Annotated in this window: 26 protein-coding genes; 9 read left to right on the plus strand and 17 right to left on the minus strand. The window is 64.9% G+C overall.

All coding sequences use genetic code 11. From position 1 onward, the window contains the following. The 9 genes from SO156_RS26285 to SO156_RS26325 form a co-directional block, all read right to left on the minus strand. A partial coding sequence (locus tag SO156_RS26285) for a GIY-YIG nuclease family protein (protein ID WP_498536777.1) occupies positions 1-270 on the minus strand: 270 nt, incomplete at its 3' end. 88 nt (positions 271-358) lie between these two features. Beyond that, positions 359-1,027, minus strand: coding sequence for a hypothetical protein (locus SO156_RS26290; RefSeq protein WP_498536778.1), 669 nt, complete (start codon positions 1,025-1,027; stop codon positions 359-361). A gap of 60 nt (positions 1,028-1,087) precedes the next feature. Next, positions 1,088-1,840, minus strand: a complete 753-nt coding sequence (locus tag SO156_RS26295) for a P-loop NTPase family protein (RefSeq protein ID WP_284276320.1) — start codon at positions 1,838-1,840, stop codon at positions 1,088-1,090. Between the two features lie 207 nt (positions 1,841-2,047). Beyond that, a complete protein-coding gene (locus SO156_RS26300; RefSeq protein ID WP_458147331.1) occupies positions 2,048-3,259 on the minus strand; it encodes a M48 family metallopeptidase in 1,212 nt (403 codons plus the stop codon). A gap of 32 nt (positions 3,260-3,291) precedes the next feature. Next, positions 3,292-3,852, minus strand: coding sequence for a LemA family protein (locus SO156_RS26305; protein ID WP_027524255.1), 561 nt, complete (start codon positions 3,850-3,852; stop codon positions 3,292-3,294). 145 nt (positions 3,853-3,997) lie between these two features. Then, complete coding sequence (locus tag SO156_RS26310) at positions 3,998-4,975, minus strand: small ribosomal subunit Rsm22 family protein (protein WP_458147330.1); 978 nt, start codon at positions 4,973-4,975, stop codon at positions 3,998-4,000. Positions 4,976-5,087: 112 nt separating this feature from the next. Then, entirely contained in the window at positions 5,088-8,552 is a 3,465-nt protein-coding gene (gene smc, locus SO156_RS26315; protein WP_498536779.1) for a chromosome segregation protein SMC, read from the minus strand. A 197-nt stretch (positions 8,553-8,749) separates the two neighbouring features. Continuing rightward, entirely contained in the window at positions 8,750-9,406 is a 657-nt protein-coding gene (locus tag SO156_RS26320; protein WP_458147875.1) for a DsbA family protein, read from the minus strand. Positions 9,407-9,537: 131 nt separating this feature from the next. After that, positions 9,538-10,017 carry a DUF721 domain-containing protein gene (locus tag SO156_RS26325; protein ID WP_498536780.1) on the minus strand — a complete coding sequence of 160 codons (480 nt, stop codon included), beginning with the start codon at positions 10,015-10,017 and terminating at the stop codon, positions 9,538-9,540. 152 nt (positions 10,018-10,169) lie between these two features. Between SO156_RS26325 and mutY the strand changes: the two genes are divergently transcribed. The 3 genes from mutY (at position 10,170) to SO156_RS26340 (ending at position 12,606) form a co-directional block, all read left to right on the plus strand. Continuing rightward, entirely contained in the window at positions 10,170-11,309 is a 1,140-nt protein-coding gene (mutY, locus tag SO156_RS26330) for an A/G-specific adenine glycosylase (protein ID WP_498536781.1), read from the plus strand. A 52-nt stretch (positions 11,310-11,361) separates the two neighbouring features. Then, positions 11,362-11,781, plus strand: a complete 420-nt coding sequence (locus SO156_RS26335) for a PaaI family thioesterase (protein WP_498536782.1) — start codon at positions 11,362-11,364, stop codon at positions 11,779-11,781. Positions 11,782-12,168: 387 nt separating this feature from the next. Beyond that, a complete protein-coding gene (locus tag SO156_RS26340; RefSeq protein ID WP_458147871.1) occupies positions 12,169-12,606 on the plus strand; it encodes a cupin domain-containing protein in 438 nt (145 codons plus the stop codon). A 32-nt stretch (positions 12,607-12,638) separates the two neighbouring features. On the opposite strand, the gene SO156_RS26345 is transcribed toward SO156_RS26340, so the two are convergent. After that, positions 12,639-13,925 carry a flavin-dependent oxidoreductase gene (locus SO156_RS26345; protein ID WP_458147870.1) on the minus strand — a complete coding sequence of 429 codons (1,287 nt, stop codon included), beginning with the start codon at positions 13,923-13,925 and terminating at the stop codon, positions 12,639-12,641. 126 nt (positions 13,926-14,051) lie between these two features. Between SO156_RS26345 and SO156_RS26350 the strand changes: the two genes are divergently transcribed. Further along, complete coding sequence (locus tag SO156_RS26350) at positions 14,052-14,672, plus strand: glutathione S-transferase family protein (RefSeq protein WP_458147869.1); 621 nt, start codon at positions 14,052-14,054, stop codon at positions 14,670-14,672. A 100-nt stretch (positions 14,673-14,772) separates the two neighbouring features. Here SO156_RS26350 and SO156_RS26355 read toward each other — a convergent pair whose 3' ends face one another. Continuing rightward, on the minus strand, positions 14,773-15,690 hold the full coding sequence (locus SO156_RS26355; RefSeq protein WP_498536783.1) for a LysR family transcriptional regulator: 918 nt from the start codon (positions 15,688-15,690) through the stop codon (positions 14,773-14,775). A 91-nt stretch (positions 15,691-15,781) separates the two neighbouring features. Between SO156_RS26355 and SO156_RS26360 the strand changes: the two genes are divergently transcribed. Beyond that, positions 15,782-16,225, plus strand: coding sequence for a nuclear transport factor 2 family protein (locus tag SO156_RS26360; protein ID WP_498536784.1), 444 nt, complete (start codon positions 15,782-15,784; stop codon positions 16,223-16,225). A gap of 316 nt (positions 16,226-16,541) precedes the next feature. Further along, positions 16,542-18,551: a HAMP domain-containing methyl-accepting chemotaxis protein gene (locus tag SO156_RS26365; RefSeq protein WP_458147866.1), complete on the plus strand. Its 2,010-nt coding sequence runs from the start codon at positions 16,542-16,544 to the stop codon at positions 18,549-18,551. 63 nt (positions 18,552-18,614) lie between these two features. On the opposite strand, the gene SO156_RS26370 is transcribed toward SO156_RS26365, so the two are convergent. The 3 genes from SO156_RS26370 to SO156_RS26380 all read right to left on the minus strand — a co-directional run bounded on the left by SO156_RS26370 (position 18,615) and on the right by SO156_RS26380 (position 21,001). Then, a complete protein-coding gene (locus tag SO156_RS26370; RefSeq protein WP_458147865.1) occupies positions 18,615-19,295 on the minus strand; it encodes a glutathione S-transferase family protein in 681 nt (226 codons plus the stop codon). A gap of 131 nt (positions 19,296-19,426) precedes the next feature. Further along, a complete protein-coding gene (locus SO156_RS26375; RefSeq protein WP_458147864.1) occupies positions 19,427-19,753 on the minus strand; it encodes a hypothetical protein in 327 nt (108 codons plus the stop codon). 120 nt (positions 19,754-19,873) lie between these two features. Continuing rightward, positions 19,874-21,001 (minus strand): site-specific DNA-methyltransferase, encoded by a 1,128-nt coding sequence (locus tag SO156_RS26380; protein WP_458147863.1) that lies wholly within the window; start codon positions 20,999-21,001, stop codon positions 19,874-19,876. Between the two features lie 404 nt (positions 21,002-21,405). On the opposite strand from SO156_RS26380, the gene ypfJ reads away from it, so the two are divergent. Further along, positions 21,406-22,356 (plus strand): KPN_02809 family neutral zinc metallopeptidase, encoded by a 951-nt coding sequence (gene ypfJ / locus SO156_RS26385; RefSeq protein WP_458147862.1) that lies wholly within the window; start codon positions 21,406-21,408, stop codon positions 22,354-22,356. A 150-nt stretch (positions 22,357-22,506) separates the two neighbouring features. Then, positions 22,507-23,070, plus strand: coding sequence for a molybdenum cofactor biosynthesis protein B (gene moaB, locus SO156_RS26390; RefSeq protein ID WP_458147861.1), 564 nt, complete (start codon positions 22,507-22,509; stop codon positions 23,068-23,070). Positions 23,071-23,171: 101 nt separating this feature from the next. On the opposite strand, the gene SO156_RS26395 is transcribed toward moaB, so the two are convergent. The 3 genes from SO156_RS26395 to SO156_RS26405 form a co-directional block, all read right to left on the minus strand. Next, the gene (locus SO156_RS26395; protein WP_458147860.1) at positions 23,172-23,321 is read right to left on the minus strand and encodes a hypothetical protein; all 150 of its coding nucleotides are present in this window, start codon (positions 23,319-23,321) and stop codon (positions 23,172-23,174) included. Continuing rightward, on the minus strand, positions 23,321-24,289 hold the full coding sequence (locus tag SO156_RS26400) for a bifunctional helix-turn-helix transcriptional regulator/GNAT family N-acetyltransferase (RefSeq protein WP_458147859.1): 969 nt from the start codon (positions 24,287-24,289) through the stop codon (positions 23,321-23,323). The genes SO156_RS26395 and SO156_RS26400 overlap by 1 nt, the downstream gene beginning before the upstream one ends. Before the next feature lie 63 nt (positions 24,290-24,352). Then, positions 24,353-24,928 (minus strand): glycosyltransferase family protein, encoded by a 576-nt coding sequence (locus SO156_RS26405; protein ID WP_458147858.1) that lies wholly within the window; start codon positions 24,926-24,928, stop codon positions 24,353-24,355. Between the two features lie 507 nt (positions 24,929-25,435). Here SO156_RS26405 and SO156_RS26410 point away from each other — a divergent pair. Next, positions 25,436-26,275 carry an RMD1 family protein gene (locus SO156_RS26410; protein WP_498536785.1) on the plus strand — a complete coding sequence of 280 codons (840 nt, stop codon included), beginning with the start codon at positions 25,436-25,438 and terminating at the stop codon, positions 26,273-26,275. Positions 26,276-26,334 lie beyond the last annotated feature (59 nt).

The raw sequence follows: 26,334 nt of genomic DNA on the forward strand, positions 1-26,334 counted from the left end.
GCGGACATAGCTCATCTCCTCCTCGTCCAGCCGCTCGCATTCGGCGAAGCCGAGGCCTGCGTCGCCATGCGCGTTCCACGCCGCCTGAAGGGTGCGGCAGGGGTGTCCGCCTTGGCGTAGCGTGAACCAGATCCGGTTGGGGACCTTCTCCAGATCGAGCGCTTGGCCGACCCAGGCTTCGCCCGTAGCCGCGCAGCGAACGACGTAGATGCCAACGGCGGTCTTGCGCTCCTTGTAGGCGGCAATCGCGGCCTTGCGGTCGATGCTCATGGGCTGTGCTCGCGGGGGGGGGGAGTGGTCGTCGCGAGGTCTCATACAAGCCGTCGGGCAGCCGGTCAATATTATCCGGGTAAAATACTCAGGGCCGTTGGAGGATCAGGCTCAGCTCGAGCTCGCGGAAGGCGAGGTAGTTCCGCCGGATCCACTGGTGCAACTCGGTGGACGTATCCTTCTCTTGCCGCAGATAACCGGTGAAAGAGAAGTTGAGCCGGTCGATATAGGTCTTCAGGAAACCCGGCAGCGCCGGAAGGCGGAACAGCCTGCCGCCAGCCATGGCGGGCGGCAGCTCGCCTCGGACGACATATTCGTTGTCCACGGTGATCAGATTGATCCGCGGGATCTGTCCGCGCAGCGTCTCGTACGAGCGGCCCGAGACGCGGTCGGTGTCGGCGACGAACAGGATCATGGGCGCCACGTGGCGGCGCTCGGCTTCCTTCAACAGGCCGATCTCGTCGGTCATCTTGAAGAATTCGTCGAAGGCGTGGAAGCCAAGGTCGATCACCTTAGCAAGGCCGTCATCGACGATGACGCGGTCCATGAGCTGCATCTTGCCGTAGGTGTCGATGACGTCGGCCGTCTCGGTGACCTTCGGCAGGTAATCGAGCAGCGACGGCTCCTTCAGATTGACGTCGAAGGCCGCGACATCACCGTTCCTGAGCAGCAGAAATTCAGTCAGCAAGCGCGCGAGCAACGTCTTGCCGACCTGTGGTCGGGGCGAGCAGATGATGTAGACGGGCGTGGCGGCCATTGGCAGCTATATCAGGCGGGTTCGGCGCCCAATCCAGCCGCATCCGCAGCTTGCCCGCAACTATTTTTCGCTGCTGCGGGCCGCGGGCTTGGAGCCGACGATGTCGGTCAGCCGGATGCGGTCATATTCGCTCCAGACGTTCGCCAGCCAGTGCCGGACATAGCCGCGCAGCACGAACGAATAGTTCGCGGCCTCGTCGTGGATGCCCTTGTTGGCGACGAACTTCAGGAACGGAACGGACGAAACCTCGACCTGCTCATAGGCCATTTCGTTGAGCTTGGGGATGGTCAGCTCGGTCGCGTCCTTGATGCGGTGGAAGTAGGAATTGTAGGTCGCCTGGTCCCACTGGAAGAACTGGGTGTCGTTGATGAAGTTCTTCACCAAGAAATATTTCGCGCCGGTCATGAAGCCTGCGGTCTCTGCGATCTCCTCCAGCGAGGCGATCGAGGGGCCCAGGATGTGGAACACGGCAAAAGTGATCTGGCCGGCCTTGGCGGCGTCGAGGAAGCCGATGTCGCGCAGCGAAGCGAGCGCCGGCGAGAGCAGGCCGGCGCGGACGTCGATCACGGTCACCGACGGGCTCACCGCATTGAGCGTGTCGAAGATCTTCATCTGATCGGCCGTCGTCGTCATATCGACGATCTCGGTGATTTCGGGATGGAAGCGCTTCAGGGTTCCGCGCGGCGATTCCGTGTCGAACGCGCGGGTCGGCACGTTGTTGGCGGAAAAATAATCGAGCAAGGTGCGCGAAACCGTGGTCTTGCCAACCCCGCCCTTGTCCGCACCCACCACAACCACTGCCGGCTTTGCCATTGCTGTCCCCTAACGCGCGCCCGCCGATCGCTGGTTGCGATCGGCCGGGTCGCAAATCGATGTCCCGAGTCTGCTGTTGGGCGCGAACATGGCAGAAACAAGGGAGAATTCAATTCTTTGCAGGCTGGTTCTGGCAATTCTCGAGGTTTTTCCCAATCGTCATGAGATCCCTGCGCGATCTGCCTCGTGCGGCGGCAAATCGCACGCTCAATGATGGCCCCAGGGACCCATTGGATTGTCAACTGGTGTTCCGGAGGGGCTGGACGCGGGGCCATGCGGCACAGCGGCGGGTTTTCCGGAATCGTTCCACGGGCCGCCGGGCAGCGGCGGCGGGCTGTCCTGCTGCCCGGTCTGCGTTTCGGGCTCTTCGGCTTCGTCCGCGGGCGGCGGCAGCGGACCCGGATCATGGCCGCCGGCAAAATTGACCAGCGCCTCGATCCGCGAGTCCACCGAGGGGTGGGTCGCGAACAGATCCGCGAAGCCCTCGCGGGGATTGTCGACGCAGAGCTCCATCACGGCAGAGGTCGCGCCGGGCAGCTCGCCGCGGCCGTCGATCTTGCGCAGCGCCGAGATCATCGCGTCGGGGTTCTTGGTGAGCTCGACCGAACCGGCATCGGCCAAGAATTCGCGCGAACGCGACAGCGCGAGCTTGACGACCTGCGACACCAGCCAGGCCACCACGATCAGAACGACCGCGATGATGATGACCACCACCGCGCCGCCGCCGGAGCTCTTGCTGTCGCTTGACGAGGAGCGGGAGGACGACGACGAGGACGAACCCGACGACCACGAGCCGCCGGAGCCGGAACTCCAGCGGAAGCTGGTGAACAGGCGGAAGAACAACTCGCCGAAGAAGCCGACCACACCGGCGATGATGACGGCGACCACCATCAGCTGCACGTCGCCGTTCCTGATGTGGGTCAGCTCGTGGCCGAGCACCGCCTCGATCTCCTGGTCGTTCAGCGCTTTCAGGAGGCCGGTGGTGACGGTGATCGCGTATTGCCGCGGATTGAGGCCGGTCGCGAACGCGTTCAGCGCCGGGCTCTCCATGATCTTCAGCTTCGGCATGGTGATGCCGCGCGAGATGCAGAGATTTTCGAGGAGATTGTAGAGCCGCGGCTGTTCCTGCCGGGTCACGTCGTGTCCGCCGGTGACGGCGTCGATCATCGACTGGTGGAAGAAATAAGCGATTATGATCCAGGCGATCACGGCTGCGGTCGCAAAAGGGGAGGCCTTGATCAGGTCGGAGAGGGCGCGGGTCAGGTAATAAGCGACCGACTGATTGCCGTTGATGACGACTTCGGCGATCAGCGCGCCGGCATAGACCAGCACGTAGATCAGCAGGAACAGGCCCGCGAGCAGCACCATCGAACGAAACTTGTTCGAGGCGATATGCGTGTAGAGACCATACGCGGCCATGGCGCGCTGTCCTGCCGGTCTATCGTTTCAGATCAGAACTTGACCTGTGGCGCTGCCTCGACCTCGGTGCGGCTCGCGCCGAGATCGAAGAACTCCTTGCGCGTGAAGCCGAACATGCCGGCGAACAAGGCGGCAGGCATCTGCTGGATGCCCGTGTTGTATTCCTGGACCGCGTTGTTGAAGAAACGGCGGCTCGCGGCGATCTTGTTTTCGAGGTCCGAGAGTTCGCTCGCGAGCTGCTGGAAGTTCGCATTGGCCTTGAGGTCGGGATAGGCCTCCGACAGCGCGATCAGCCGGCCGAGCGCGCCGGAGAGCTGGTTCTCGGCCGCGGACACCTGCGCCGGCCCCTGCGCCGACATCGCCGAATTGCGCGCCTTGATGACGTCGTCGAGCGTGCCGCGCTCATGCGCAGCGTAGCCCTTCACGGTCTCGACCAGGTTCGGGATCAGGTCATGCCGCTGCTTGAGCTGCACGTCGATATCGGCAAAGGCCTGGCCGACGCGCTGGCTCAGCGCCACCAGGCGGTTGTAGGCGCCGAAGGCGAACAGCACGAGGACGACGATGACGCCGAGAACGATCCAGCCGGTCGACATGGAGAAACTCCTGAGGGGGAAGAAGGCGGATAGCGTAGACCAAAATGATGCCGGGCGGCAGCCGGTGCGCGAGGCGGGCAAAAGGCAAGTAAGCCTTGGTCGGGCGCGAGGCCATTCCAGTTCAAGGGAAAAGCACTGATAGAGGTCAACTTTCGGCCATGACGGCATCGCCCCAGCGCCAGCGGCGGGCAACTGCATAGGCCGCCTTGTCCCGGCGCGGGACCTTTGCGACCTCGACGCTCCCTTCAGTACAGAGTTTTGCGGTGATCTCGACCTTGCCGATATCTGGCTCTGCCAGCACGCGCGAAAAGCGCGCGCCGACAGGGGCCCGGGTCAGCGCCACATAGATGAACTTCTCATCCTCGAAGGGGACCTCGGCCCCCTTGAGCTGCCGATGTGCTTGCGAGCGCGGCAGGCGTTGGGCGAAATGGCACCAGTCGGGCGCTGTGAGCGGGCAGGGCTTGTCGTGCGGGCAGGGCGCCGCGACATGCGCGCCTGATGCAATCAACTGCTGACGCAGCGCCATGATGCGTGCGTAGCCGGCCGGCGTGCCGGGCTCGATCACGACGAGCGCGTGCCGGGCTTTTGCCCACATGGCCGCGCCGAGCGCTCGCTGGTCGTGCTCACTGATCTCACCGATCATGTAGCTCGCGACGACGAGATCGGCGGGCGCGGCCTCCGCGAGGTTCGCAGCAGCGTCGCCCGGCAAATAGCGGCAGTCGGCCAGTCGCGTGCTGTCCTGCGCCAGCTCGAGCGCCAGGCTGCTCAACGTGCGGTTCGCGTCGAGCAGGGTGAAGGATTGCAGCGAGGCAAAGGCTTCCGCGGCCGCCCAACTCGCGGTGCCCGGACCGGCGCCGACATCGAGCAGGGATTCCGGAGCAAGCTCCGGCGCGATCTCGGTCAGTGCATTCAGGCTGGCCGCAACGGCGGCGTAAGTCGCCGGCATGCGCGCGAGCGCATAAGCCAATGCATCGGCCTCCGACTTGATCGTGCCGGAGCCGCCGCCTGCGCGATAGGTGGTCGAGATTTTCTGCGACCGCTGTGCCGCGTCGGTGCGCGAAAAGCCTTGGAGCTTTGCGTCGAGGGCGGCTTTCAGTTCGGCGGGGAGGGTGGGTGAGATCATCACCAACTCCCGTAATTCCGGGGCGCGACGCAGTCGCGAACCCGGAATCTGGAGATTATGGCGCGAGATTCCGGGTTCTCGCTTCGCGAGCCCCGGAATGACGCGGAAATCGTCACGCCACGTTCTGGTCGAGAATGTCCACCGCCTCTGCCAGGCTCACCGACACGAGCTGCGAGACGCCGCGCTCGGCCATGGTGACGCCGAACAGCCGGTTCATCCGCGCCATGGTGATCGGGTTGTGCGTGATGATGATGAAGCGCGTGTCGGTCGAGCTGGTCATCTCGTGAAGGAGGTTGCAGTATCGTTCGACGTTGTGGTCGTCGAGCGGCGCGTCGACTTCGTCCAGCACGCAGATCGGCGAGGGGTTGGTGAGGAACACTGCGAAGATCAGTGCCATCGCAGTAAGCGCCTGCTCACCGCCCGAGAGCAGCGACAGCGTCTGCGGCTTCTTGCCCGGGGGCTTTGCGATGATCTCGAGACCGGCTTCCAGCGGATCGTCGCTCTCGATCAGGTGCAGCGCCGCCTCGCCACCGCCGAACAACTCGACGAACAGGCGCTTGAAGTGGTTGTTGACGACCTCGAAGGAGGTCAGCAGCCGCTCGCGCGCTTCCTTGTTGAGGCTCTGGATGCCCTGGCGCAGCCGCTTGATGGCTTCGACGAGGTCGTCGCGCTCAGTGGTCAGGCTGGTGTGCTGGGTCTCGACCTCCTTGAGCTCTTCCTCGGCGCGCAGGTTCACAGCGCCGAGACGCTCGCGGTCGCGGCGCATCTTTTCGAGGTCCTCCTCGATCTCGTGCAGCGGCGGCAGCTCCGCGCCGGGCTCGATCTCGGCGAGGCCGGCGACGGCCTGCGGCTCGACCTCAAGCATGTCGCGGATTTCGCGCTCGATGTCTTCCAGCCGGCGCCGCGCGCCTTCCATGCGCTCCTCGGCACGCGCTGTCGCTTCGCGGGCGCTCGACAGGGCTTCGAGCGTCAGCTTTGCAACGCGATCGGTCTCTGCCATGGCCGTTTCGGCCTCGGCGAGCGCGTCGGCGGCAACGCGGCGATCATTCTCGGCGTATTCGATCTCGTTGATCAGCGCGCTGCGCTTCTCGGCGAACACGGCCGGCGCGTTTTCGAGGTCGCTGCGCTCGATCGAGACCTCAGTGATGCGGGCCTGGATGGTGTCGATATGGGAGGCCGCACTCTCCTTGCGGTTCTGCCATTCGGTGCGCTCGGCGAGGATCGCCTGCACGCGACGGTCGGCAAGCTCGGCCTCGCGCGCCAGCGCCTGTGCCTCGGCACGGACTTGAGCGGCCATGCGGCGATGGCCCTCGATGTCGCTGCGTACGGCGGCGAGCCGGACTTCGGTGTCTTCGCTCGACGGCAGCTCCGAGATCGCAGCCGCTGCGTATTCGTGTGCGGCCTCGGCCTCGGCGCGGTCGGCGGCGAGGCGGCTGTGCGCTTCCGACAGCGCCGACTTGCGCGCGGCGCGACGGTTGATCTCGCGCTCCGCCGTGGCATGGCGCTCGCGCGCGGCGTTAAGCTCGCGCTGCGCAGCGCGCCAGGCCTCACGTGTGGCGCCTTCGGTGCTGGCTGCCATCTGCAATTCGGCTTCCGCGTTCTCCAGCGCCTGGCGCTTGATCTGCGCGTCGATGCGGGCCTGCTCCAGCTCGTTCTCGATGTCCACGAGACGCGCGCGCTCGGCGAGCCGCCGCGCGGCGCCGGTCGGCGCGTGAGCCGCCGCGACAAAGCCGTCCCAGCGCCAGACATCGCCTTCCGGTGAGACCAGCCGCTGGCCGGTCTTGAGCTGCGAGACGAGCTCGGCGCCGCGCTCGCGCGGCACGACGCCGATCTGAGCCAGACGGCGCGAAAGCTCGATCGGCGCCTGCACGTGGTCGGCGAGCGACACGACGCCCTCGGGGAGCGCCGGGTCGCCTTCGGTGACACCGGCATTGGTCCAGCGCATCGGCGCGGAGGGATCGACGGGCGCATCGAGGTCGTCGCCGAGCGCGGCGCCGATCGCCTTTTCGAAACCCTTGTCGACGGTGATGCCATCGATGATCGGCGGCCACAGATTCTTGGTCTCGCCGTTGACGATCTTGGAGATCGTGCGTGCCTCGGTCTCCAGCCGCTGCACGCGCTTGTCAGCCTCGTTCAGCGGCGAGCGCGAGGATTCCAGCGTCTGGCGAGCCGCGACATGCGCGGCTTCGCTGGCCTGCGCCGCGGCCTCCGAGGCCGCCAGCGTTTGCTCGGAGTTCTCGACGGCGGCGGTCAGCTCGTCGAGATCACCGAAGCCGCCGGTTTCCTCGGCGAGCTTCTGCTCCTCCGCCGCGACATTCGCGATCTCCTGGTCGAGCCGGGCGAGCTTGTCACGGTGGGTGCGGACGTTGGCTTCGAGTTGATTCCGCTTGGCGGTAAGGTCGGCAAGCGCCGTGGTCAGCTCGGAGAATTGCTGCTCGGCTTCGGCGAGCGTCGCCTCTGCCTCGGATACGCGCTCATCGACGCCGGAGCGCTTCTCGACGCGCGACTTGATCTCTTCCTTCAGCTCCAGATCCTCGGCGTCGAGCCGCTGAAGCGCGACGTCCGCGTCCATGGTCTGCTGCTGGGCGCGGGCGATGTCGCCCTCGAACTGGGTCAGCCGGCGCTCGAGCTCGGTGACGCGCTCCTTGGCGCGCTCTTCCTCGCGATCGAGCAGCTCGCGCGCATTGGTCAGCCGTTGCAGGCCTGCCGCGGCGCGCGCTTCCGCATCGCGCAACGCCGGCATCCCGGCGGCGCGGATCGCCTGGATGCGGGCAGCTTCGGCCTGATGCTGGGTGCGCTCGGCCATCTCGCGAACCGCGAGATCATGGGTGCGGCCGGAATCATTGACCTCGGCATGCGCGCCGACCCAGCGCAGATGGAACAGCGTCGCCTCGGCCTTGCGCACCTTGGCCGCGACCTCGCGATAGCGCACGGCCTGGCGGGCTTGCTTCTTCAGGCCTTCCATCTGGCCGGAGAGCTGGCCGATCACGTCCTCGACCCGGGTGAGGTTGGTTTCGGCTGCCTTCAGCCGCAGCTCGGCCTCATGGCGGCGGGCGTGCAGGCCGGCGACCCCGGCGGCATCTTCCAGCACGCGGCGGCGCTGCTCGGGCTTGGCCTGAATGATCTCGCCGATCTTGCCCTGGTGGACGAGGGCCGGCGAGCGTGCGCCGGTGGCAGCATCGGCGAACAGGATCTGCACGTCGCGGGCGCGCACGTCACGGCCGTTGATGCGATAGACCGAGCCTGCCTCACGTTCGATGCGGCGGGAGATTTCAAGAAGCTGGCTGTCGTTCATCGCCGCCGGCGCGGTGCGATCGGCGTTGTCGATCGTCATCGTCACTTCGGCGTGGTTGCGCGCAGGGCGATTGCCGGAACCGGCGAAGATCACCGCATCCATATCGGCGGCGCGCAGCGATTTGTGCGAGGTTTCGCCCATCGCCCAGCGCAGCGCTTCGACGAGGTTCGACTTGCCGCAGCCATTCGGTCCGACGACCCCGGTGAGACCCGCTTCGATCAGGAAGTCGGTGGGCTCAACGAAGGACTTGAAGCCATGAAGGCGCAGGCGGGTGATCTTCATAAAACACGCTTCTCTGTTGGCAGGACGCGAATCTCCCTGCCGTGACAATACCATAGATGGCAAATGTCGGTGTCTGGGCTACCGCTACGAGCGGCTTATGCACAAGCGACAATGGCTGTGCCGGTGCTCAAGGGCAACCGGCCAGCAACGCTTTTCCCAAGGCTTTTGAGGCGCGAATCAGGATCAAAGCGTGAAGATCAGCTCTTCAACAGCGGATTGATCTTCTTCGCGAATTCCTCGAACGAGGCCTCGCCCTTGATCCTCTCGCCGTTGATGAAGAACGTCGGCGTCGAATCGACCTTCAGAACCTCGCTCGCGTACTTCTGGTCGGCGGCGATCTTGTCGAGCAGCGCCTGGTCCTTCAGGCAGGCCTCGACCTGGCTCTGGGAGAGGCCCGCCTGCTTGCCGATCCGGGCAAGCGTCTCCGTGGTGTTCTTCGTCACCCAGTCGGCCTGCGAGCGGAACAGCATGTCGGTGACGGCGAAATATTTCGGTGCGTCGCCATTGGCGATGCAGCGCGCCAGCATCGAGCCGGCGGCGGCTTTGATGTCGAGCGGGAACTCGCGGAAGATGTAGCGCACCTTGCCGGTGTCGATGAATTCCTTCTTGATCTTCGGGAACACCTGCTCATTGAAGGCCGCGCAATGCGGGCAGGTCATCGAAGCAAATTCGGTGATGGTGACGGCGGCGTTGTCCGGACCGAGCGCCATGTCGGGCAGCGACACCGGCTTGGCGACATCGGAGGCACTCTGCGCCATGGCCTCGGTGATGAGCCGCAGCGGCGACAACCCGGCGGCCACGGCAAGTCCGGTCAGCGAAAGCATCGTGGTGAAGACGCGGCGGGTGATCATCAAAGGTCCAACTCCCGAAATTGGCGTGGGCACGCCCAAAGTTCCCCGATTGAGCGGCCTGTCGCTAGCTTGAAACGGCAATGGAGGCAATGGCGGGCCGCAACAACGGCTCCAGATTAACCGCGGAATGAGGCTCAATTTCGCTTGATTGCGGCACCCAGCCGGGCCAGCGCGTCACGCAATTGTTCATCTTCGATATTGCCGAGGGTCTCGGCTACCTTCGCCACCGCCCCGGCGTCAGGCGGGCGAGGCCGCGCCGGCCGGCCGCGGCTCGACAGGGGGGCCTGGCGGAAGGCGAGCCTGCCGACCGCGTTCCAGCCGAAGAAGCGGTTGACCCGCTCCAGTATCACGTCGGCGGAGTGCTGGATCTCCAGCGCCATCGGGCCCTCGACCCGCAGCACCAGCGTCGCCGGCTCCTGCGGCTGGCCCTCGACCGGCCGCGGCCATTGCATCTTCAACGGCTCCGAATGCGCGGCGATCTCGGATCCGGCGATCTCGCCCCAGCGCGTCACCAGTTCGCGCGCGGCAAAGCCCTGCTTGGCATAGGCCTCGGCAAAGACATCGTTGAGCAGAATCGACAGCGGCTTTGCGCTGATGGGACCGGGTTTGGACATGGGGCCTTATATCATCGGGCGACGCTGATCAGAAACTATCCGGCGCCATGCCGCGCTTGGTCCCGGCCATCCACGCGAAGAAAGGCGTGGATGCCCGCGACAAGTGCGGGCACGACGTGGAGAGTTCGGTGCGACGTCGATACAGTGTCTGCATGAGCCCCAAACCCGCCCTGAAGGCGAAAGCGCAACCAGTTCAGCCGGAAGTCTCCGCGCGCCCTTTGGTGCTGCTCGAATGGTACGATCGCCATCGTCGCCGCCTGCCATGGCGCGCGGCAGCGGGCGAGACGCCCGATCCGTACCGCGTCTGGCTGTCGGAGATCATGCTCCAGCAGACCACGGTCAAGGCGGTCGGGCCCTACTTCGAAAAGTTCGTCGCGCGCTGGCCTGACGTCACGGCGCTCGGCCGCGCCTCGCAGGACGATGTGCTGCGGATGTGGGCGGGGCTCGGCTACTATTCGCGGGCACGCAATCTGCACGCCTGCGCGATTGCGGTCGCGCGCGAGCATGGGGGCATCTTTCCAGACACTGAGGAGGGCCTGCGCGCGCTGCCGGGGATCGGCCCCTACACGGCGGCGGCGATTGCGGCGATCGCGTTCGACCGCCGCGCCATGCCGGTCGATGGCAACATCGAACGGGTGGTGTCGCGGCTGTTCGCGGTCGAGGAGGAATTGCCGCAGGCAAAACCGTTGATCCAGCAACTGGCGGCGACGCTGCTCGCCGATTCTCGCGCCGGCGACGAGAAGTCTCGCGCCGGCGACAGCGCACAGGCGCTGATGGATCTGGGCTCCTCGATCTGCACGCCGAAGAAGCCGGCATGTTCGCTCTGTCCGTTGAACGAGGGTTGCGTCGCGCGGGCGCAAGGCACGCAGGAGACGTTTCCGCGCAAGGCGCCGAAGAAGAGCGGCGCGCTGCGCCGCGGCGCAGCTTTCGTCGTCGTCCGCGGCGACGAGCTGCTGGTCCGCTCGCGGCCCGAAAAGGGCTTGCTCGGCGGCATGACCGAGGTGCCGGGCTCGGACTGGCTCGCCGGCCAGGACGACAAGACGGCGCTTGCGCAGGCGCCTGAGATCAAGGGCCTCACGCGCTGGCAGCGCAAGCTGGGCGTGGTCACCCACGTGTTCACACATTTCCCGCTGGAGCTCGTGGTCTACACCGCCGAGGTCGACGGCCGCACCCGCGCGCCGGGGAGCATGCGCTGGGTCCCAATCGCAACCCTTGCGGATGAGGCGCTGCCCAACGTCATGCGCAAGGTGATCGCGCACGGGCTGGATCTTAAGCTCCGCACGCACTCCTGACAGCATGCTGGCAACAGCGCTGCCGTATCGGGAGGCGAAACGGAGGCTTCCGATGGTCAAGACCGCGCTCGACGATTTCAACATGCCGCCCTGTGCCAAGCTCCTCGGCTGGCGTCTCTTGGACGCCCGGCCCCACGAGGGCTGGATCAAGCTCGGCTTCGAGGGCAAACCGGAGTTCTGCAATCCCGCCGGCTTCATCCAGGGAGGCCTGCTCTCGGCGATGCTCGACGATACGATGGGTCCGGCAGTGCTCGTGATGAGCGAGGGCAGGCTCTATACGACGACCGTCAGCATGACCGTGAACTTCCTCGCTCCGGCCAAACCCGGGCCGATCGTCGCTGAGGCCAAGGTCACCCAGCTCGGCAGGACGATCGGATTTGTCGAAGGTAAGCTGGTGGCCGAAGACGGCACGCTGCTTGCGACCGCCACCGCCAGCCAGCGTCTGCTCGATGCGGCAAAGGTGGTTCGCTGACAGGCGTAGTGGACCCTCTGCCCCTTCCTCGAGTAGGGCAAGGCCTCGGCACGTAATCGTACGGGGTCTACCCCCGCGTGCAACGAGAGGATTTGCTCGCCGATTCCTTGCGCTCGCAATGAGCGCGCCGGTCGGGGCCTGCTCAAACCGCGCGAGCATTCGGAATCGCGCATATTGTCGCAGCCGGAACAGAGATGGATGGATGCGGGGCAATCGGCAGGCAAATCGCGACGTTCGACGCATCGTCGGCATGGCTTGCGGCAAAGTGGCCACTTCATATTCTCTGCGGAAGCTTTGATTGTAGGTGGCTGTTGCCCGATAGAAAATTAACAAAAGTTAAACGGGGTTATTTTCAACCGTGCTTTATTTGAGGCCTTGAGGTGCGCCATGACGCTTGCGCTTATTGAGACCGGCCATTGCAACGTCGATCTCAAACCGTCCCCGATCGAGCCATCCTGGATCATTGAAGGAAACCCCGAAGCGCGTTCGCACCTGCTGTCGACCAGCGCGTGCGGCACCGCCACGACCCTGATCTGGTCCTGCACCGGGGGCAAGTTCAACTGGTACTACGATCTGGACGAGACGATCATGATCCTCGAAGGATCAATGGTGATCGAGAGCGACGGCATGCCGCCGAAACGCTACGGTGTCGGCGACGTCGTCTTTTTCCGCGAGGGTGCGCACGCCAAGTGGCACATCGAAAAGTATGTGAAAAAGGTCGCCTTCTTGCGCCAGACCAATCCGGTTGGACTTGGTTACGCCATCCGCGCCATCAATAAGCTCAAGCGGATGTCGTCGGTGTTGGGCAGTCGGCGCTCCACCTAACTCGCGCCCATCGACGTCATTGCGGATACCGCCTAGGTGCTCGCGCGCCTCGCATCGGCGGGCCGCGGCACGAGCGGCGGCTTGGCGTTGAGGGCCTCGACCTGGAAGCCGGCGACACGCTTGTAGTTCGCGGCGATGTCTTCCAGCTCCTTCTGCGACAGCACATCGGTGACGACCTCGTAGCCGTTGGGCGCGCGCTCCTCGACGAGCTGCATCACCTGCTCCGGGCCGTTCTTGCGGTTGAGCAGCACCAGATCGGTTGTCGCCGGCCGGCGCTCGGCCTCATAGGCCGATAGCGCTGCATTCGTCGGCCCGTGTGCAAGAATCTCGCGAGTGATGACGCGGGCATCGAGGATTGCCTGCGAGGCGCCATTCGAGCCGATCGGATACATCGGGTGCGCGGCATCGCCCATCAGGGTGACGCGGCCAAAGGTCCATTGCGAAACCGGATCGCGGTCGACCAGCGGATATTCGTAGGCGTGCGGGCAGTCCCTGATCAGGCCGGGCACGTCGAGCCAGTCGAACTGCCAGCTCTCGAACCACGGCAAGAACTCCTCCAGACGCGCGGTGCGGTTGTAGTCCTCCCGCCGCCACTGATAGGTCGGTGGCATATGCCGCTCGGCGACCCAGTTGACCTGGTGGTTGCCGGACGCGTCCGGCGCGTTGGTGATGGGATAGCAGACGAATTTCAGGATCTCGTGCCCGGCCATGATCATGGTGCGCCCGGAGAGGAAGGCCTTTGCCGGCGTCACGCCGCGCCAGAGGACGCGGCCGTTCCAGATCGGCGGCTCCTCCTGCGGGTAGAGTTTTTCACGCACGGCAGAGTGGATGCCATCGGCGGCGATCAGGAGCGCGCCTTCGTAAGCTCCGGCGGGCTTGCCGGTCGCCTTGTCGATGAACTCGGCGCGGACGCCGTCGGCCGTCTCCTGCCAGCCCGTGAGATGGTGGCTGGTCAGAATGTTCTCGCGGCCGAGCCGTTCGACCGCTGTGTCGAGCAGGAGCTGCTGGAGGATGCCGCGATGGATCGAGAATTGCGGCCATTTGTAGCCGGCCTCCAGCCCGCGCGGTTCGCTCCAGATCGGCTTGCCGTGCTTGGAGAAATAAGCGAGCTCACGGGTGCGCACGCCGCTCGCATCGAGCTTCTCCATCAAGCCAAGCTCGATCAATTCGCGCACCGCATGCGGCAGCACGTTGATGCCGACGCCGAGCGGTTTCAGCTCGGCGACACTCTCGAACACCTTTGCAGGAATGCCGATTCCGTGCAGGCTGAGCGCAAGCGTCAGCCCGCCGATGCCGCCGCCGGCGATGAGGACCGTCATGTCAAAACCCCTCCGATTGGCGGCGTCTTCGCACGGGGAAGCCGCGGTGGGCAACAGCGAAGAGAGCGGCCTATGGACGCCGCGCCGACCTGCAGTTAACGTTGCCCTTTCGGTACGAGGTCTCCCATGCTCAAGCTCTACTACACCCCCGGCACCTGCGCGGTCGCTTCCCACATCGCCCTGGAAGAGGTCGGCGCCGACTACACGATCGAACGGATCGACTTCAAGGCCAACCAGCAGAACAGCCCGGACTACCTCGCGATCAATCCCAAGGGCCGCGTGCCGTCGCTGGTGACCGATCGCGGGGTCCTCACCGAGACGCCGGCGATGCTGGCCTACATCGCGCAAATGTTTCCCAAGGCCAAGCTCGCGCCGCTCGACGATGCCTTCGCATTCGCGCAAGCGCAGTCGTTCAATTCCTATCTGTGCTCGACGGTGCACGTGGCGCACGCCCACAAGATGCGCGGCGCGCGCTGGGCAGCGGAGGAGACTTCCTTCGCGGACATGAAGCGGATGATCCCGAAGACCATGGGGGCCTGCTTCTCGCTGATCGAGCAGAAGATGCTGAAGGGGCCGTGGGTGATGGGCGAGCAGTACACGATCTGCGATCCCTATCTCCATACGCTCTCGCTCTGGCTCGAAGGCGACAGCGTCGACATCAAGGCGACACCGAAGGTCGCCGATCATTTCAAGCGGATGTCCGAGCGGCCCGCCGTGCGCAAGGTGATGGACGCGCACAAGGCGTGAGAGACTTCGGGTTGTAGGGTGGGCAAAGGCGCGTAGCGCCGTGCCCGCCATCCCGCCTTGGCTGCAACAGAAGTGGTGGGCACGCTTCGCTTTGCCCACCCTACGAAGCTTTCCGCTTCTCCAAATCCCGTCCCGTCTCCAGCATCAGCCGTCGCAGCCAGATCGAGCCCGGATCCATCTGCGCGCGGGTCGGATAGAACATGAACTGCTCGTCGATCCCGGGATCGAGCGGCGGCGTCACGGTTGAGAGCGCAAGTTGCCTCGACAGCGCCGCGATCAGCCGGCGCGGCACGAAGGCGACGAGGTCGGTGCGGGCGGCGACATGCAGCGCCTCGAGATAGCCTGACACGACGAGCGCGATGTGCCGCTCGATGCCTTTGCTGCGCAGCCAGGTGTCGATCAGGTCCTCGCCCTGGCCGCGGATGATGACGGCGACGTGGCGCGCAGCGAGGAACGTCTCGCGCCGCTTCAGCCTAGCGCCGACGGGATGGCCGCGCCGCACGGCGAGCGCATCGCTGTCGGTATAGAGCAGCTGCCGGTGAAATCCCTTGAAGGCGTTGCCGATCGATATCACGAGATCGATGGTGCGGGCGAACTCCGCGTGGAAGATTGCAGGTCCCCGCCACGGTACCACGTCGATGCGGACATTGGGCGCAAGGCGCGTCACCTTCTCCATCAAGGGGGGCATCAGAAGTTCGACGGCAAGGTCGGGCATCATCAAGCGGAATTGCCGCTCACTGCGCGCCGCATCGAATTCCTCTGCTACGAAGAGCCCGCGCACCTGGTCGAGCGCCTGCGCAAGCGGGGCGCGCAGGGCCTGCGCCCGCGGCGTCAGCTCCATCCGCGCGCCGGTACGCACCAGAAGCGGATCGCCGAAGATGTCGCGCAGGCGCTGCAGCGCGTGGCTGGTCGCAGGCTGCGACAGCCCGATCCTCAAGGCGGCGCGGCTGACATTCGTTTCGCGCAAGAGCGCGTCGAGCGCGTTCAGCAGGTTGAGGTCAAGCGAATTCAAATTCATGAAGCGAATAGATATCATAACAACTATCGATTGGAAGAATTTGCACGAGACGGCGATGATCCCCGCGAACTCAAGCAAGGGAGAAGCCGCCATGAGCGCCGCCGCCAACAAGAAACTGATGCAGGATATCTTCGCTGCCGCCGCGAACCCCGATCCCGCCGCGCGCGACCGCGCGCTGTTCATCGAACGCCTTGCCGACGACGCCAATTGGGTCGTGACCGGGCAATATTCATGGTCGCAAACCTTCACCGGGAAGGACGCCATCCTCAACGAGCTGCACGGCCACGTCCGCTCGCGCCTTCGCGACCGCACGCGGACGGTGGCGCACCGCTTCATCGCCGACGGAGACGTCGTCGTGGTCGAGGCCAAGGGCGACAACGTCACCAAGGAAGGCGCTCGCTACGACAACGACTATTGCCTGGTGTTTCGCCTCGAGGACGGCAGGATCAAGGAGATCCGGGAATATTGCGACTCGGTCCTGACCGAGAAAGCGCTGGGGCCGTTTCCGCAAGCCCCGAGCGGGACCGCACGCTGATCCGGGTCGTATTGTGTCAGCGTTGCGGACAAGTGCCCGGGACGCGCCTGTTCGCACGAGCTTGCGTCCGATCCGTTTGCCGTTCGAGCCTTCGGCTGATCTTGTGTAAAACCGCCCGCCTGATCAATGCGTTGTCCTGCCCGGGTTCCACCGGCGTCCACGCGACGCGAGAAGGACACAATTAACAAGTGTCGAGCATTGTGTCGCCGCGGACAATGAGTCGCCGGGCGGGCGATCAGCGGCTGCAAGGGTGTCGCCTGGCGATTTCAGGTTCGTCCGGCTGCCCCGCGTCTCTTGCTTGGGATGGACAGAGGAAATGGCGAGCGTTCGTTTGAAGATCAGGGGGCGTCTTTACGCCGGCTTCGCAGCTCTCGTGGCGGTTGGCCTGATCATGGCCGCGGTGGCCGTCTGGAACCTGTGGGCTGTGCAGGACCAGGTCGCAAAGGCATCGGCCCTCTCGGACAGCACGGCGCGGGTCCTGGAAATATCGAGCCACCTCCAGGCGATCCAGCGGGCCAACCTTCGCTATATCCACGACGGGAACGAGCCGTCTCTCAGGGAGGCTGGAGACCGGGAGGCCGCGGCGACCGAGCTGCTTCAGGTGGGCGCGAAAGCGACGCTCTCCGAGGAGCGGCGAAAGCTCTACAACGATCTCATCAGCGATATCGCGAAGATGCGGTCCCTGCGCGACGATCTCGGCGACGCCGTCAACGAGATGAGGACGGGCAGGGCGACCCTGTTGCCGGGTGGTGACGATCTGGCTGCAAAAGCCGCCAAGCTGGTCATCGCTGCGCGCATCTCCCACGATGCCGAAGTCGCGGCCGCGGTCGCGGATCTCGAATCCAAGATCGTTCTTGTCCGAATCGCGAACTGGCGTTTTCTGGCCTTGCGCGACAGCAAGGGGGCTTCCGCCTTCAGGACGAGCGTCGAGAATACGCAACAAAAACTCGCCGCGCTCGAGAGTGCCACGCTGCCGGAGGCGGTCCAGTCCGCGATCGCACCGGTTAAGGCATCGCTGACGATCAACAAGAACGCCTTCGAGACAACATCGGCTGCGATGCTCAAGGCGGACGACATCTACAACAACAACCTCGCGCCCCTGATCGTCCGAAGCATCGACAAGCTCAAGGTCGCGGAAAGCGGATTGAAGACCGAAAATCAGGCATCGCGCGCAGCGGCCGAGGGTGTCATCGCGAGCACGACGTCGATCCAGGAGGCGGCCGGCGCCGTCGCCCTCCTGTTCGGCTGCATCGTCGCCTTCCTCATCGCCCGCAGCATCGTCGGACCGCTCACCGCGATGACCCGCGCGATGGGAGGGCTCGCCGGTGGCGACCTGAGGGTCGAGATTCCCGGACGCGGCAATCGCGACGAGATCGGTGACATGGCCAAGGCGATCCAGGTGTTCAAGGACAACATGGTCGAGACCGAGCGCATGCGCGCCGAGCAGAAGGAGCTAGAGGCGCGTCAGGCCGAGCAGCGCAAGGCCGACATGGTCAGGCTCGCCGACCAGTTCGAGCAGGCGGTCGGCGAGATCGTGGAGACGGTGTCGTCTGCGTCGGGCGAGCTCGAAGCCTCGGCCAGCACGCTGACCACCACGGCCTCGCGCGCCCAGGATCTGTCGACGGAGGTCGCAGCCGCCTCGCAGGAGGCCTCCGCCAATGTGCAGGCAGTTGCGTCCGCCACCGAGGAGCTCACCTCGTCGGTGGGCGAGATCGCACGCCAGGTGCAGGAATCGGCGCGCATCGCCAATGAAGCCGTGGCGCAGGCGGGCCGGACGAACGAGCGGGTCGGAGAGCTCTCGAGGGCGGCTGCCCGCATCGGCGACGTCGTCGAACTGATCAGCACGATCGCCGGCCAGACCAATCTTCTGGCGCTGAACGCCACCATCGAGGCCGCGCGTGCCGGCGAGGCCGGCCGCGGCTTTGCCGTCGTCGCCACCGAGGTCAAGGCATTGGCCGAGCAGACGGCGAAGGCGACCGGCGAAATTGCCCAGCAGGTCTCCGGCATCCAGGCGGCGACCGAGGAGTCGGTCGGCTCGATCCGGGAGATCGGCGGCACCATCGAGCGGCTGTCGGAGATCTCAGCCGCGGTCGCGGCAGCCGTGGAAGAGCAGGGTGCGGCGACGCAGGAGATCTCGCGCAACGTTCAGCACGCGGCGCGTGGAACGCAGCGGGTCTCGACCAATATCGGCGACGTGCAGCGCGGCGCCTCGGAGACAGGCTCGGCGTCCTCGCAGGTGCTGGCCTCCGCCAAGTCGCTATCGGCGGACAGCAGCCGGCTGAAGCTCGAGGTCGCCAAGTTCCTGAACTCGGTGCACGCCGCCTGATCGCTGGCGGCGCCGGCGGGAGCCGGGCCGCGCGGTGATGCGCGACCCGGGAGGGACGGGCGGTCAGGCCACCTTCGTCTTCATGTGCTTGAACATGTTGTCGCGGGCCTCGTCGTCCATCACGGTCTTGAAGGCGAACTTGTCCTTCAGCGCGATGGCGCGCGCCGCCGCGGGCCGCGCGGAGATCTCGTCGACGAGACGCTTGACGTTCGGGTATTTCGCCGGTGCGTCCTCGCCGAGCACGAAGGCGGCCATGCGAGCCCAGCCCCACAGCGCCATGTCGACGATCGAGTAGCTGTCGCCGACCATGTAGCGGTGCTTCGCCAGATGATCGTCGAGGATCTGGTAGTGGCGGTGGCCTTCATACTGGTAGCGGTTGTGCGCGTAGTCCTGGTCCTTCGGCGAGAAGTGCCTGAAGTGCACGGCCTGTCCCGAATAGGGGCCGAGACCGGTGGCGATGAACATCAGCCATGACAGCGTCTGAGGGCGCAGGGCGGGCGCGGGCAGGAACTTGCCGGTCTTCTCGGCGAGATAGAGCAGGATGGCGTTGCTATCGAACACGATGGTGCCGTCGTCGTCGATCGCCGGCACCTTGGCGTTGGGATTGATCTTGAGGAATTCGGGCGTGAACTGCTCGCCCTTGCGGGTGTCGACCGCGACCGGCTCGAACGGCAGGGCAGACTCTTCCAGAAAAAGCGCAACCTTGGTCGGGTTCGGCGAGCCGTTGAAGTAGAATTTGAGCATCGAGAATCTCCCAAGTCCTTTGTCAGCCGAGATCGGACGCAGCATCATTGCCGCGGCGGCCCTCTCTTGCCCGAACCCTTGCGGAAAGCACAAGTGACGTGTTCGTGGATGGAGCCTGCACGCCGTGCAGGTCAGCCGGTGTAAACAAAGCCAATGATCGCCGCGATGATCACGCCGAGACCCGCAGCTTCCAGGCGGTGCGCAAGGCGCGTCGCGGCATGCACGTCAGATGCCCGCGCGGCGCGCTCGGAGCCTTTAGCATAACCGTGGACGATGACGTCGTGATTGAAGGTATCGTGAGCCTCGTTGCCGCTCGCGAGCCCGACGCTGACGAGCAGCACGCCGAACAGAGCGAGCCCGGCAAAGCCCAAAAGTCCGATCATCAACATCGGGAACATGCCGACCAGGAAGATCGGCAGCAGCGGCAGGAGTAGCAGTGTCTCGGACTGTCGTCGCATGGCTCGACCGGTCAAGACAGGAAGCGTGTGTGGAATGTAGTCCCGGGAGCTCGGCCATTCAAGGAGCCGCGTCATTCCGGGGGCGCGCGATGCCCCGGAATGACGAAAAGGTGAGGGGCGCTACTCCGCCATGCCGGAACGGATTTCGGCGCGCAGCTCGTCGATCAGCTTGAGGCCCTGCTTGGTCTCGACGTGCCAGTAGGTCCAGCCGTTGCAGGCGGCGGAGCCCTGCGCCACCGCGCCGATGCGGTGGATCGAGCCGACCTTGTCGCCCAGCATGATGGCGCCGTCGGCACGCACCAGCGCGCCGAGCTTCTTCTTGGCGTCGAACAGTTTTGATCCGGGCATGATCATGCCGCGCTCGATCAGCTCGGAGAACGCCACGCGCGGCGCCTCGCGTGCGGTCATGAACGGGGCGAGGCTCTCTTCCGGTAGCGGCTCGACCGCTGCGATCCGCTCCTCGGCCGCCTGCGCGTAAGTCCGTTCGCGCTCGAAGCCGATATAGCTGCGGCCGAGCCGTTTGGCGACCGCGCCGGTGGTGCCGGTGCCGTTGAAGGGATCGATCACGAGATCGCCGGGCTTGGACGACGACAGCAGCACGCGCGCGAGCAGGCCTTCCGGCTTCTGCGTCGGGTGAACCTTCTTGCCGTCGGTGCCCTTGAGGCGCTCCTCGCCGGTGCAGAGCGGGATCAGCCAGTCGGAGCGTGCCTGCACGTCCTCATTGGCCGCCTTCAGCGCTTCGTAGTTGAAGGTATAGCCCTTGGCCTTCTCGTCGCGCGCGGCCCAGATCATGGTCTCGTGCGCGTTGGTGAAACGGCGGCCGCGGAAATTCGGCATCGGATTGGACTTGCGCCACACGATGTCGTTCAGGAGCCAGAAGCCGAGGTCCTGCATGATCGCGCCGACGCGGAAGATATTATGATAGGAGCCGATCACCCAGATCGTCGCCGACGGCTTCATCACGCGGCGGCAGGCGAGCAGCCAGGCGCGGGTGAAGTCGTCATAGGCCGAAAACGAATCGAACTTGTCCCAGGCGTCGTTGACGGCGTCGACATGGGATTCGTCGGGGCGCTTGAGATCGCCCTTGAGCTGAAGATTGTAGGGCGGATCTGCGAACACCAGATCGACCGAACCGGATGCCAGCTTCGACATCTCGGCGACGCAATCGCCGACGATGATGCGATGCGAGGCGGACTCAAAATTTGTGCGGGGCGCCCTTGCAGACGCCCCGCGACGCGACACAACCATGACTCAAGAACTCTGACTCAGGCGACGCTGTCGGCGACGCGGGACCAAACAACCGACTGGCCCCTACATTGACCGCGCAAAGTAAAAAACGACTTAACCCGCATTGTCTCGAGATTGCTTCGACATCGCGCAGTGCGTTCGCGAAGATGCGTGGATCACTCGTGTTTTGCAGCATATTTCGCGTTCGCGCAGCTGCAATCACCTCGCGCGTGCGAAACTTTTTTGCGGAAAAAATTGCAGCTCTACAGGAAAAAAATGCAGCCATCGGCGAGCTGTCGCACTAGGCAATTTTTGCCGAGCAGGATATTGATTAACAGAACGGAAATTTTACGTTTGTGACGCGGGTAGGTCTTGCGCTGTTGCGTGTCCCGCGGAAGCAATCAGGGACTCAAAGGGAAGCCGCCATGCGTTACGATGATTTCCGCCGCAGCGATGACATCGAGGATCGTCGCGACGAGGGTGGTGGTGGGTTTGGTGGTGGCGGCGGTGGTGGTTTCGGTTTGCCGATGGGCGGTGGCGGCCTCGGCATCGGCACCCTCATCGTGCTCGGCCTGCTCGGCTATGCCTTCGGCATCGATCCGCGCATCCTGATCGGCGGCGCCGAGATCCTCACCGGTGGCGGCCAGGCGCCGAGCTACCAGACCGATCGCCAGGCATCGGGCGGGCAGGTGAAGCGTGGCGCGCCGACCGACGAGATGGGCAGCATGATCTCCGGCATCCTGGGCGAGATCGACGATCGCTGGAGCGAGATCTTCCAGGCCAGCGGCCAGTCCTACACCGGTCCCAAGATCGTGCTGTTCCGCAACGCCACCAATGGCGGCCGCTGCGGCATGGCGCAATCGGCGATGGGACCGTTCTACTGCCCGCCTGACAAGACGATCTTCCTCGACACCGGCTTCTTTCGCGAGGTCGAGACCCGCTTCCGCGGCTGCTCCGGCAAGTCCGCCTGTAATTTCACGACCGCCTACATCATCGCCCATGAGGCCGGCCATCACATCCAGAATCTGCTCGGCATCATTCCCCGCGTGACGCGGCTGCAGCAGCAGGCCGGTTCCAAGGCCGAGGCCAACGCGCTCCAGGTGAAGGTGGAATTGCAGGCCGACTGTCTGTCCGGCGTCTGGGTCAACCGCGAGGCGAAGAAGCGTCCGAACTTCCTCGAACCGGGCGACATCGACGCGGCGCTCACCACGGCGAGCGCGATCGGCGACGACACGCTGCAACGCCAGGCCACGGGCCGCGTCGTGCCTGATTCCTTCACCCACGGTTCGGCCGAGCAGCGCAAGCGCTGGTTCATGACCGGCTACCAGCAAGGCAGCGTGCAGGCCTGCAACACGTTCGGCGGCGGGTCGTTGTAGTCGGGAGAGTTTTGTGCCCCGGACGCTGCGCAGCATGAAATGCTGCGCTGCTGAGCTGGGACCGATCTAGGCCGGTCTCTCAAAAATGGGTCCCGGCTCTGCGACGCAGCGCCTTGCGCTGCATCGCGTCCGGGACACGAGGGAGCAACAATGTCCTCCATCGACGAAACAAAGCAATTCATCCCGCTCAACATCGCGGTGCTCACTGTCTCCGACACGCGCGCGCTCGCCGACGACAAGTCCGGCCAGACGCTGGCGGACAGGATTACGGCAGCCGGCCATCATCTCGCCGCGCGCGAGATCGTTACCGACGATGTCGAGGCGATCCGCGACGTCATCCGCCGCTGGATTGCGGACGCCGGCGTCGACGTCGTCATCACCACCGGCGGTACCGGCTTCACCGGGCGCGACGTGACGCCGGAGGCGATCGAGCCCTTGTTCGAGAAGCGAATGGACGGCTTCTCGATCGCGTTTCACATGATGAGCCACGCCAAGATCGGCACGTCGACGATCCAGAGCCGCGCCACCGCTGGAGTTGCCGGTGCGACCTACATCTTCTGCCTTCCGGGTTCGCCCGGCGCCTGCCGCGACGGCTGGGACGGCATCCTCGCTGCCCAACTCGACTATCGCACGCGCCCCTGCAACTTCGTCGAGATCATGCCACGCCTCGACGAGCATTTGCGCAGACCGAAAGCGCAAGGCGCGACGGTGTAATGACGCAGGCACGTGAGGAGCTCTTTCTTGAGCCAATCACGATGCTTTCCCTTCTCCCTTGCGAGCGAAGATGGCGCGATGCGCATCTCGCTCCGCTGAATTCACTCTTTCCTGGCCTTGAGTCTCAGCGACAGCCGCACCGCGCGCCATAGCTCGCGGCACGCATCGCGGTGCAGCCGTCGCGCGCGGCGTTTGTAGAGATCGACCAGTTCTGCCGTGACGTGGCGCGCAGCTTGGTGCCGCGCGCGCATCAGAGCTCGCGCTCCCAGGTTTCGCCGATCAAATTCTGGCCGAAGCTGCGATGCGGCTCGCTCGCCACCAGCTTGAAGCCGGCATCCTGATAGATCTTGCGTGCGCCGACCAGAATGCTTTGCGTCCACAGCGTCATCTGCCGATAGCCGCAGGCGCGCGCAAAGGCGACGCATTCGGCGACCAGCCGCTGGCCGACGCCGTGGCCGCGCGCCGTGGGGTCGAGCAGCAGGAGGCGCAGCTTGGCGACGTCGTCGCTCGCCTTCACCAGGAACACCGAGCCGACCGGGCGCCCCTCGATGTCGGCGATCCAGCAGCGCTCGCGCGAGGCGTCGTAAGAAGTCATGTATTTTGCGACGATCTCCGCAACGAGCGCCTCGAAGCCTGAATCAAAACCATATTCGCTGGCATAGAGCGCGCCGTGGCTCTGCACCACCCAGCCCATGTCGCCGGGCCGCGGATCGCGCAACGAGGCGGCCGCCGGGTGGGCGCGCGGCATCGCGAGCAATCGCTCGACCGTGTCCATCGCACCCGTCAGCCGATTGCGATCGGCATCGTTGAGCGGCCGCAGCATCGCGGCGACGTCCTCTTGCGACGAGCGCTCGAGCCTTGCGAAGGCCTGCCGGCCCCTCGCCGTCAGGCTCAGTTGATATTGCCGCCGATCGGTTGCGAGCGGCTTGCGCGCGATCAGGCCCGCGTCGTCGAAGTTCTGCACGATGCGGCTGAGATAGCCTGGGTCGAGCCCGAGCTCGATGCCGATCTCCTTGGCCGAGCGCTCGCCGCCATGGGCGAGCTCGTAGAGCACGCGCGCCTCGCTGAGCGAGAATGGCGTTTTCAGAAGCTGCTGGTCGAGCACGCCGAGCTTGCGGGTGTAGAAGCGGTTGAAGGCGCGAACCGCCTCCACCTGGTCGTCGGACACGTGTCCGGCAGAAGCGCCTGCGGGCAGGCTGGATGACATGCTTGGCGACATGGGGCACCTCCAATACTTGCCATTGTCAATTAATTAGTTGACTTTGGCAAGTATATTTCGGCCTCACGTCACCGTGACGATCTTGCTCCGCAACAGCGTTCGGGACGAGCGGCCGAGCCGCCGTAGCAACTGCGCCTCGGAACGGCGCGCCTGGGGCGGGTAGCCGCCGATCCGGTCGTAATGGTCGCGCGCAATCAGAAGCCCCTGATCGCCCAGGGGCCCCATGATTTTCCGCGCCACTAGGCGGATGATGTCGCGCAGGCTGGTATCATTGTAGGGCGAGCGCGCATAGCGGAAGACCGCCGCGCGGTCGCGTCCGCTGGCGGAGACCGCCTGGATGAACTGCGTGGTCTCTTCGATCCAGCCGGTCTCGAGCACCGCGCCGGCATGCAGGAACATCAGCCAGGGCGAACGCGCCTGGAGCGCCCCGGCGGCAAGCGCCGCGCCTTGCGTCGAGCCTTCGTAGCCGATGAAGCGGCAGCCCGCGACGTCGGCGACGCGCTCGATCACGCCGTTACGCGTGCCGTCGACCAGGAGAACTTCCTTGATCAGGCCGGCAGCGGCCCCGGGGACCAGCGCGGCCAGAGTTGCGACCGCCGGCTGTTCGACGCCTTCGGTCGGTATGATGACGCTCAGCATGATTGAGGCTTCAATGGTCTCAAGCTGTGGGAAAAGCGCAATTGTTATAGCGTATAACCGTGCGGCGGCGCCGGACGCAACGATTTGCCGGCGCGTTGGTGCTACGGTGTCGCAGAATGGTAAACCGTGCAGCCCTCCGCAGCCAAGCATGTCGCGCCAAGGCCGTAGTCTTGCGGCATCTTTCGGCGTCCCCGCGCTCCGCATGCGTGCGGCCGTTTTCATCGCGAAGCTTGTCCATGCGCGGCAAATCACATTCTTGCAAATTTCGGCCGCCATTGTAGTGCCCGGCGCTTTGCCGCAAGGGGTGAGCAATCATGCGAAAAGGTGATCTCATCGGTGCGAAATGCGGCGCCGGATTGCATCGGACCACGCTATCATCGCGAAGATGTGAGCGCGGCGAATATGCTGCATGATCTGCGATCGCGATCTTGAGCTCTTCGTTGGCTCCAGCACAGTCGCCTACCGCCTCACCGTAACGCCAAGCAGGATACCAAGCAGGATATTCGTGTGAATGCCGATCAACTGACTGTTGGCGCAACTGCAGCACCGTCCAGGGCGGACGCGGCACCTGGTTTGCGGATCCGTGCCGTGATGCTGGGCGACCGCATCAATGCGGCGGGCCTGGAGATCGGAACGCTGGTGTCGTCGACGCCGGTTGCGTTCCGCGTCCACGCCGGACTCGCCGTGATCTTTCGCTACGGCGTCGTGGTGCTGATCGGCCTCTTGCCCTCCGAAGAGAAGGTCCTGATCGACACATTGAAGCCGCGCGTGATTGGTGAGTTCAGCCCCTACGAGGAGGAGACCGCGCACGCGCAGCTCTGCAACGACGAGAACGCCGAAGTGATCCAGCCGGGCGGACCGATCTGCATCAGCAAATTCTCCGACGACCGGCTGCTTCTCATCGCTGATGCGCTCGCCAAGAGCACGGCGCTCGCCCGCGACGAGCGCCGCGTCGCCGCCGTCTTCGACGTCATCGAGCCGTTTGCGCGCGAGCTTGCTCAGCGCGGCCGCACGCCGCGCCGACGCAAGGGAATCCTGCAACTGATCGGCAACGCGCTGCTGGTGCAGCAGCGCGTCGCTGGCCGTGTCGCCGTCGCGGAGAAGCCCGACGTGCTCTGGGAGAAACCCGGGCTCGATCGCCTCTATTCGCGGCTCGAGGACGAGTATGAATTGAAGGAGCGCCTCGACACGCTCGAGCGCAAGCTTGCCGCGATTTCCGGGACCGCGAACGCGCTGACCGATATCATCGACACGCAGCGTTCACTGCGCCTCGAAGTGGCTGTGGTGGTGCTGATCGTGATCGAGGTCGTGATCGGCTGTATCCAGATCCTCGCTGGCACTCACTAGATCAATGGGCACGTACTGCTTTGTTCCAATAGCGATGACTTTTGTGCAGGCGCGGCAAA

Source organism: Bradyrhizobium sp. UFLA05-125 (assembly GCF_059803515.1).

Bases quoted from the DNA above. Each gene is read 5' to 3' on its own strand.
- SO156_RS26290 (WP_498536778.1), bottom strand. From the start codon at position 1,027: ATGGCCGCCACGCCCGTCTACATCATCTGCTCGCCCCGACCACAGGTC.
- SO156_RS26295 (WP_284276320.1), bottom strand. From the start codon at position 1,840: ATGGCAAAGCCGGCAGTGGTTGTGGTGGGTGCGGACAAGGGCGGGGTT.
- SO156_RS26300 (WP_458147331.1), bottom strand. From the start codon at position 3,259: ATGGCCGCGTATGGTCTCTACACGCATATCGCCTCGAACAAGTTTCGT.
- SO156_RS26305 (WP_027524255.1), bottom strand. From the start codon at position 3,852: ATGTCGACCGGCTGGATCGTTCTCGGCGTCATCGTCGTCCTCGTGCTG.
- SO156_RS26310 (WP_458147330.1), bottom strand. From the start codon at position 4,975: ATGATCTCACCCACCCTCCCCGCCGAACTGAAAGCCGCCCTCGACGCA.
- smc (WP_498536779.1), bottom strand. From the start codon at position 8,552: ATGAAGATCACCCGCCTGCGCCTTCATGGCTTCAAGTCCTTCGTTGAG.
- SO156_RS26325 (WP_498536780.1), bottom strand. From the start codon at position 10,017: ATGTCCAAACCCGGTCCCATCAGCGCAAAGCCGCTGTCGATTCTGCTC.
- mutY (WP_498536781.1), top strand. From the start codon at position 10,170: ATGAGCCCCAAACCCGCCCTGAAGGCGAAAGCGCAACCAGTTCAGCCG.
- SO156_RS26335 (WP_498536782.1), top strand. From the start codon at position 11,362: ATGGTCAAGACCGCGCTCGACGATTTCAACATGCCGCCCTGTGCCAAG.
- SO156_RS26340 (WP_458147871.1), top strand. From the start codon at position 12,169: ATGACGCTTGCGCTTATTGAGACCGGCCATTGCAACGTCGATCTCAAA.
- SO156_RS26345 (WP_458147870.1), bottom strand. From the start codon at position 13,925: ATGACGGTCCTCATCGCCGGCGGCGGCATCGGCGGGCTGACGCTTGCG.
- SO156_RS26350 (WP_458147869.1), top strand. From the start codon at position 14,052: ATGCTCAAGCTCTACTACACCCCCGGCACCTGCGCGGTCGCTTCCCAC.
- SO156_RS26355 (WP_498536783.1), bottom strand. From the start codon at position 15,690: ATGAATTTGAATTCGCTTGACCTCAACCTGCTGAACGCGCTCGACGCG.
- SO156_RS26360 (WP_498536784.1), top strand. From the start codon at position 15,782: ATGAGCGCCGCCGCCAACAAGAAACTGATGCAGGATATCTTCGCTGCC.
- SO156_RS26365 (WP_458147866.1), top strand. From the start codon at position 16,542: ATGGCGAGCGTTCGTTTGAAGATCAGGGGGCGTCTTTACGCCGGCTTC.
- SO156_RS26370 (WP_458147865.1), bottom strand. From the start codon at position 19,295: ATGCTCAAATTCTACTTCAACGGCTCGCCGAACCCGACCAAGGTTGCG.
- SO156_RS26375 (WP_458147864.1), bottom strand. From the start codon at position 19,753: ATGCGACGACAGTCCGAGACACTGCTACTCCTGCCGCTGCTGCCGATC.
- SO156_RS26380 (WP_458147863.1), bottom strand. From the start codon at position 21,001: ATGGTTGTGTCGCGTCGCGGGGCGTCTGCAAGGGCGCCCCGCACAAAT.
- ypfJ (WP_458147862.1), top strand. From the start codon at position 21,406: ATGCGTTACGATGATTTCCGCCGCAGCGATGACATCGAGGATCGTCGC.
- moaB (WP_458147861.1), top strand. From the start codon at position 22,507: ATGTCCTCCATCGACGAAACAAAGCAATTCATCCCGCTCAACATCGCG.
- SO156_RS26395 (WP_458147860.1), bottom strand. From the start codon at position 23,321: ATGCGCGCGCGGCACCAAGCTGCGCGCCACGTCACGGCAGAACTGGTC.
- SO156_RS26400 (WP_458147859.1), bottom strand. From the start codon at position 24,289: ATGTCGCCAAGCATGTCATCCAGCCTGCCCGCAGGCGCTTCTGCCGGA.
- SO156_RS26405 (WP_458147858.1), bottom strand. From the start codon at position 24,928: ATGCTGAGCGTCATCATACCGACCGAAGGCGTCGAACAGCCGGCGGTC.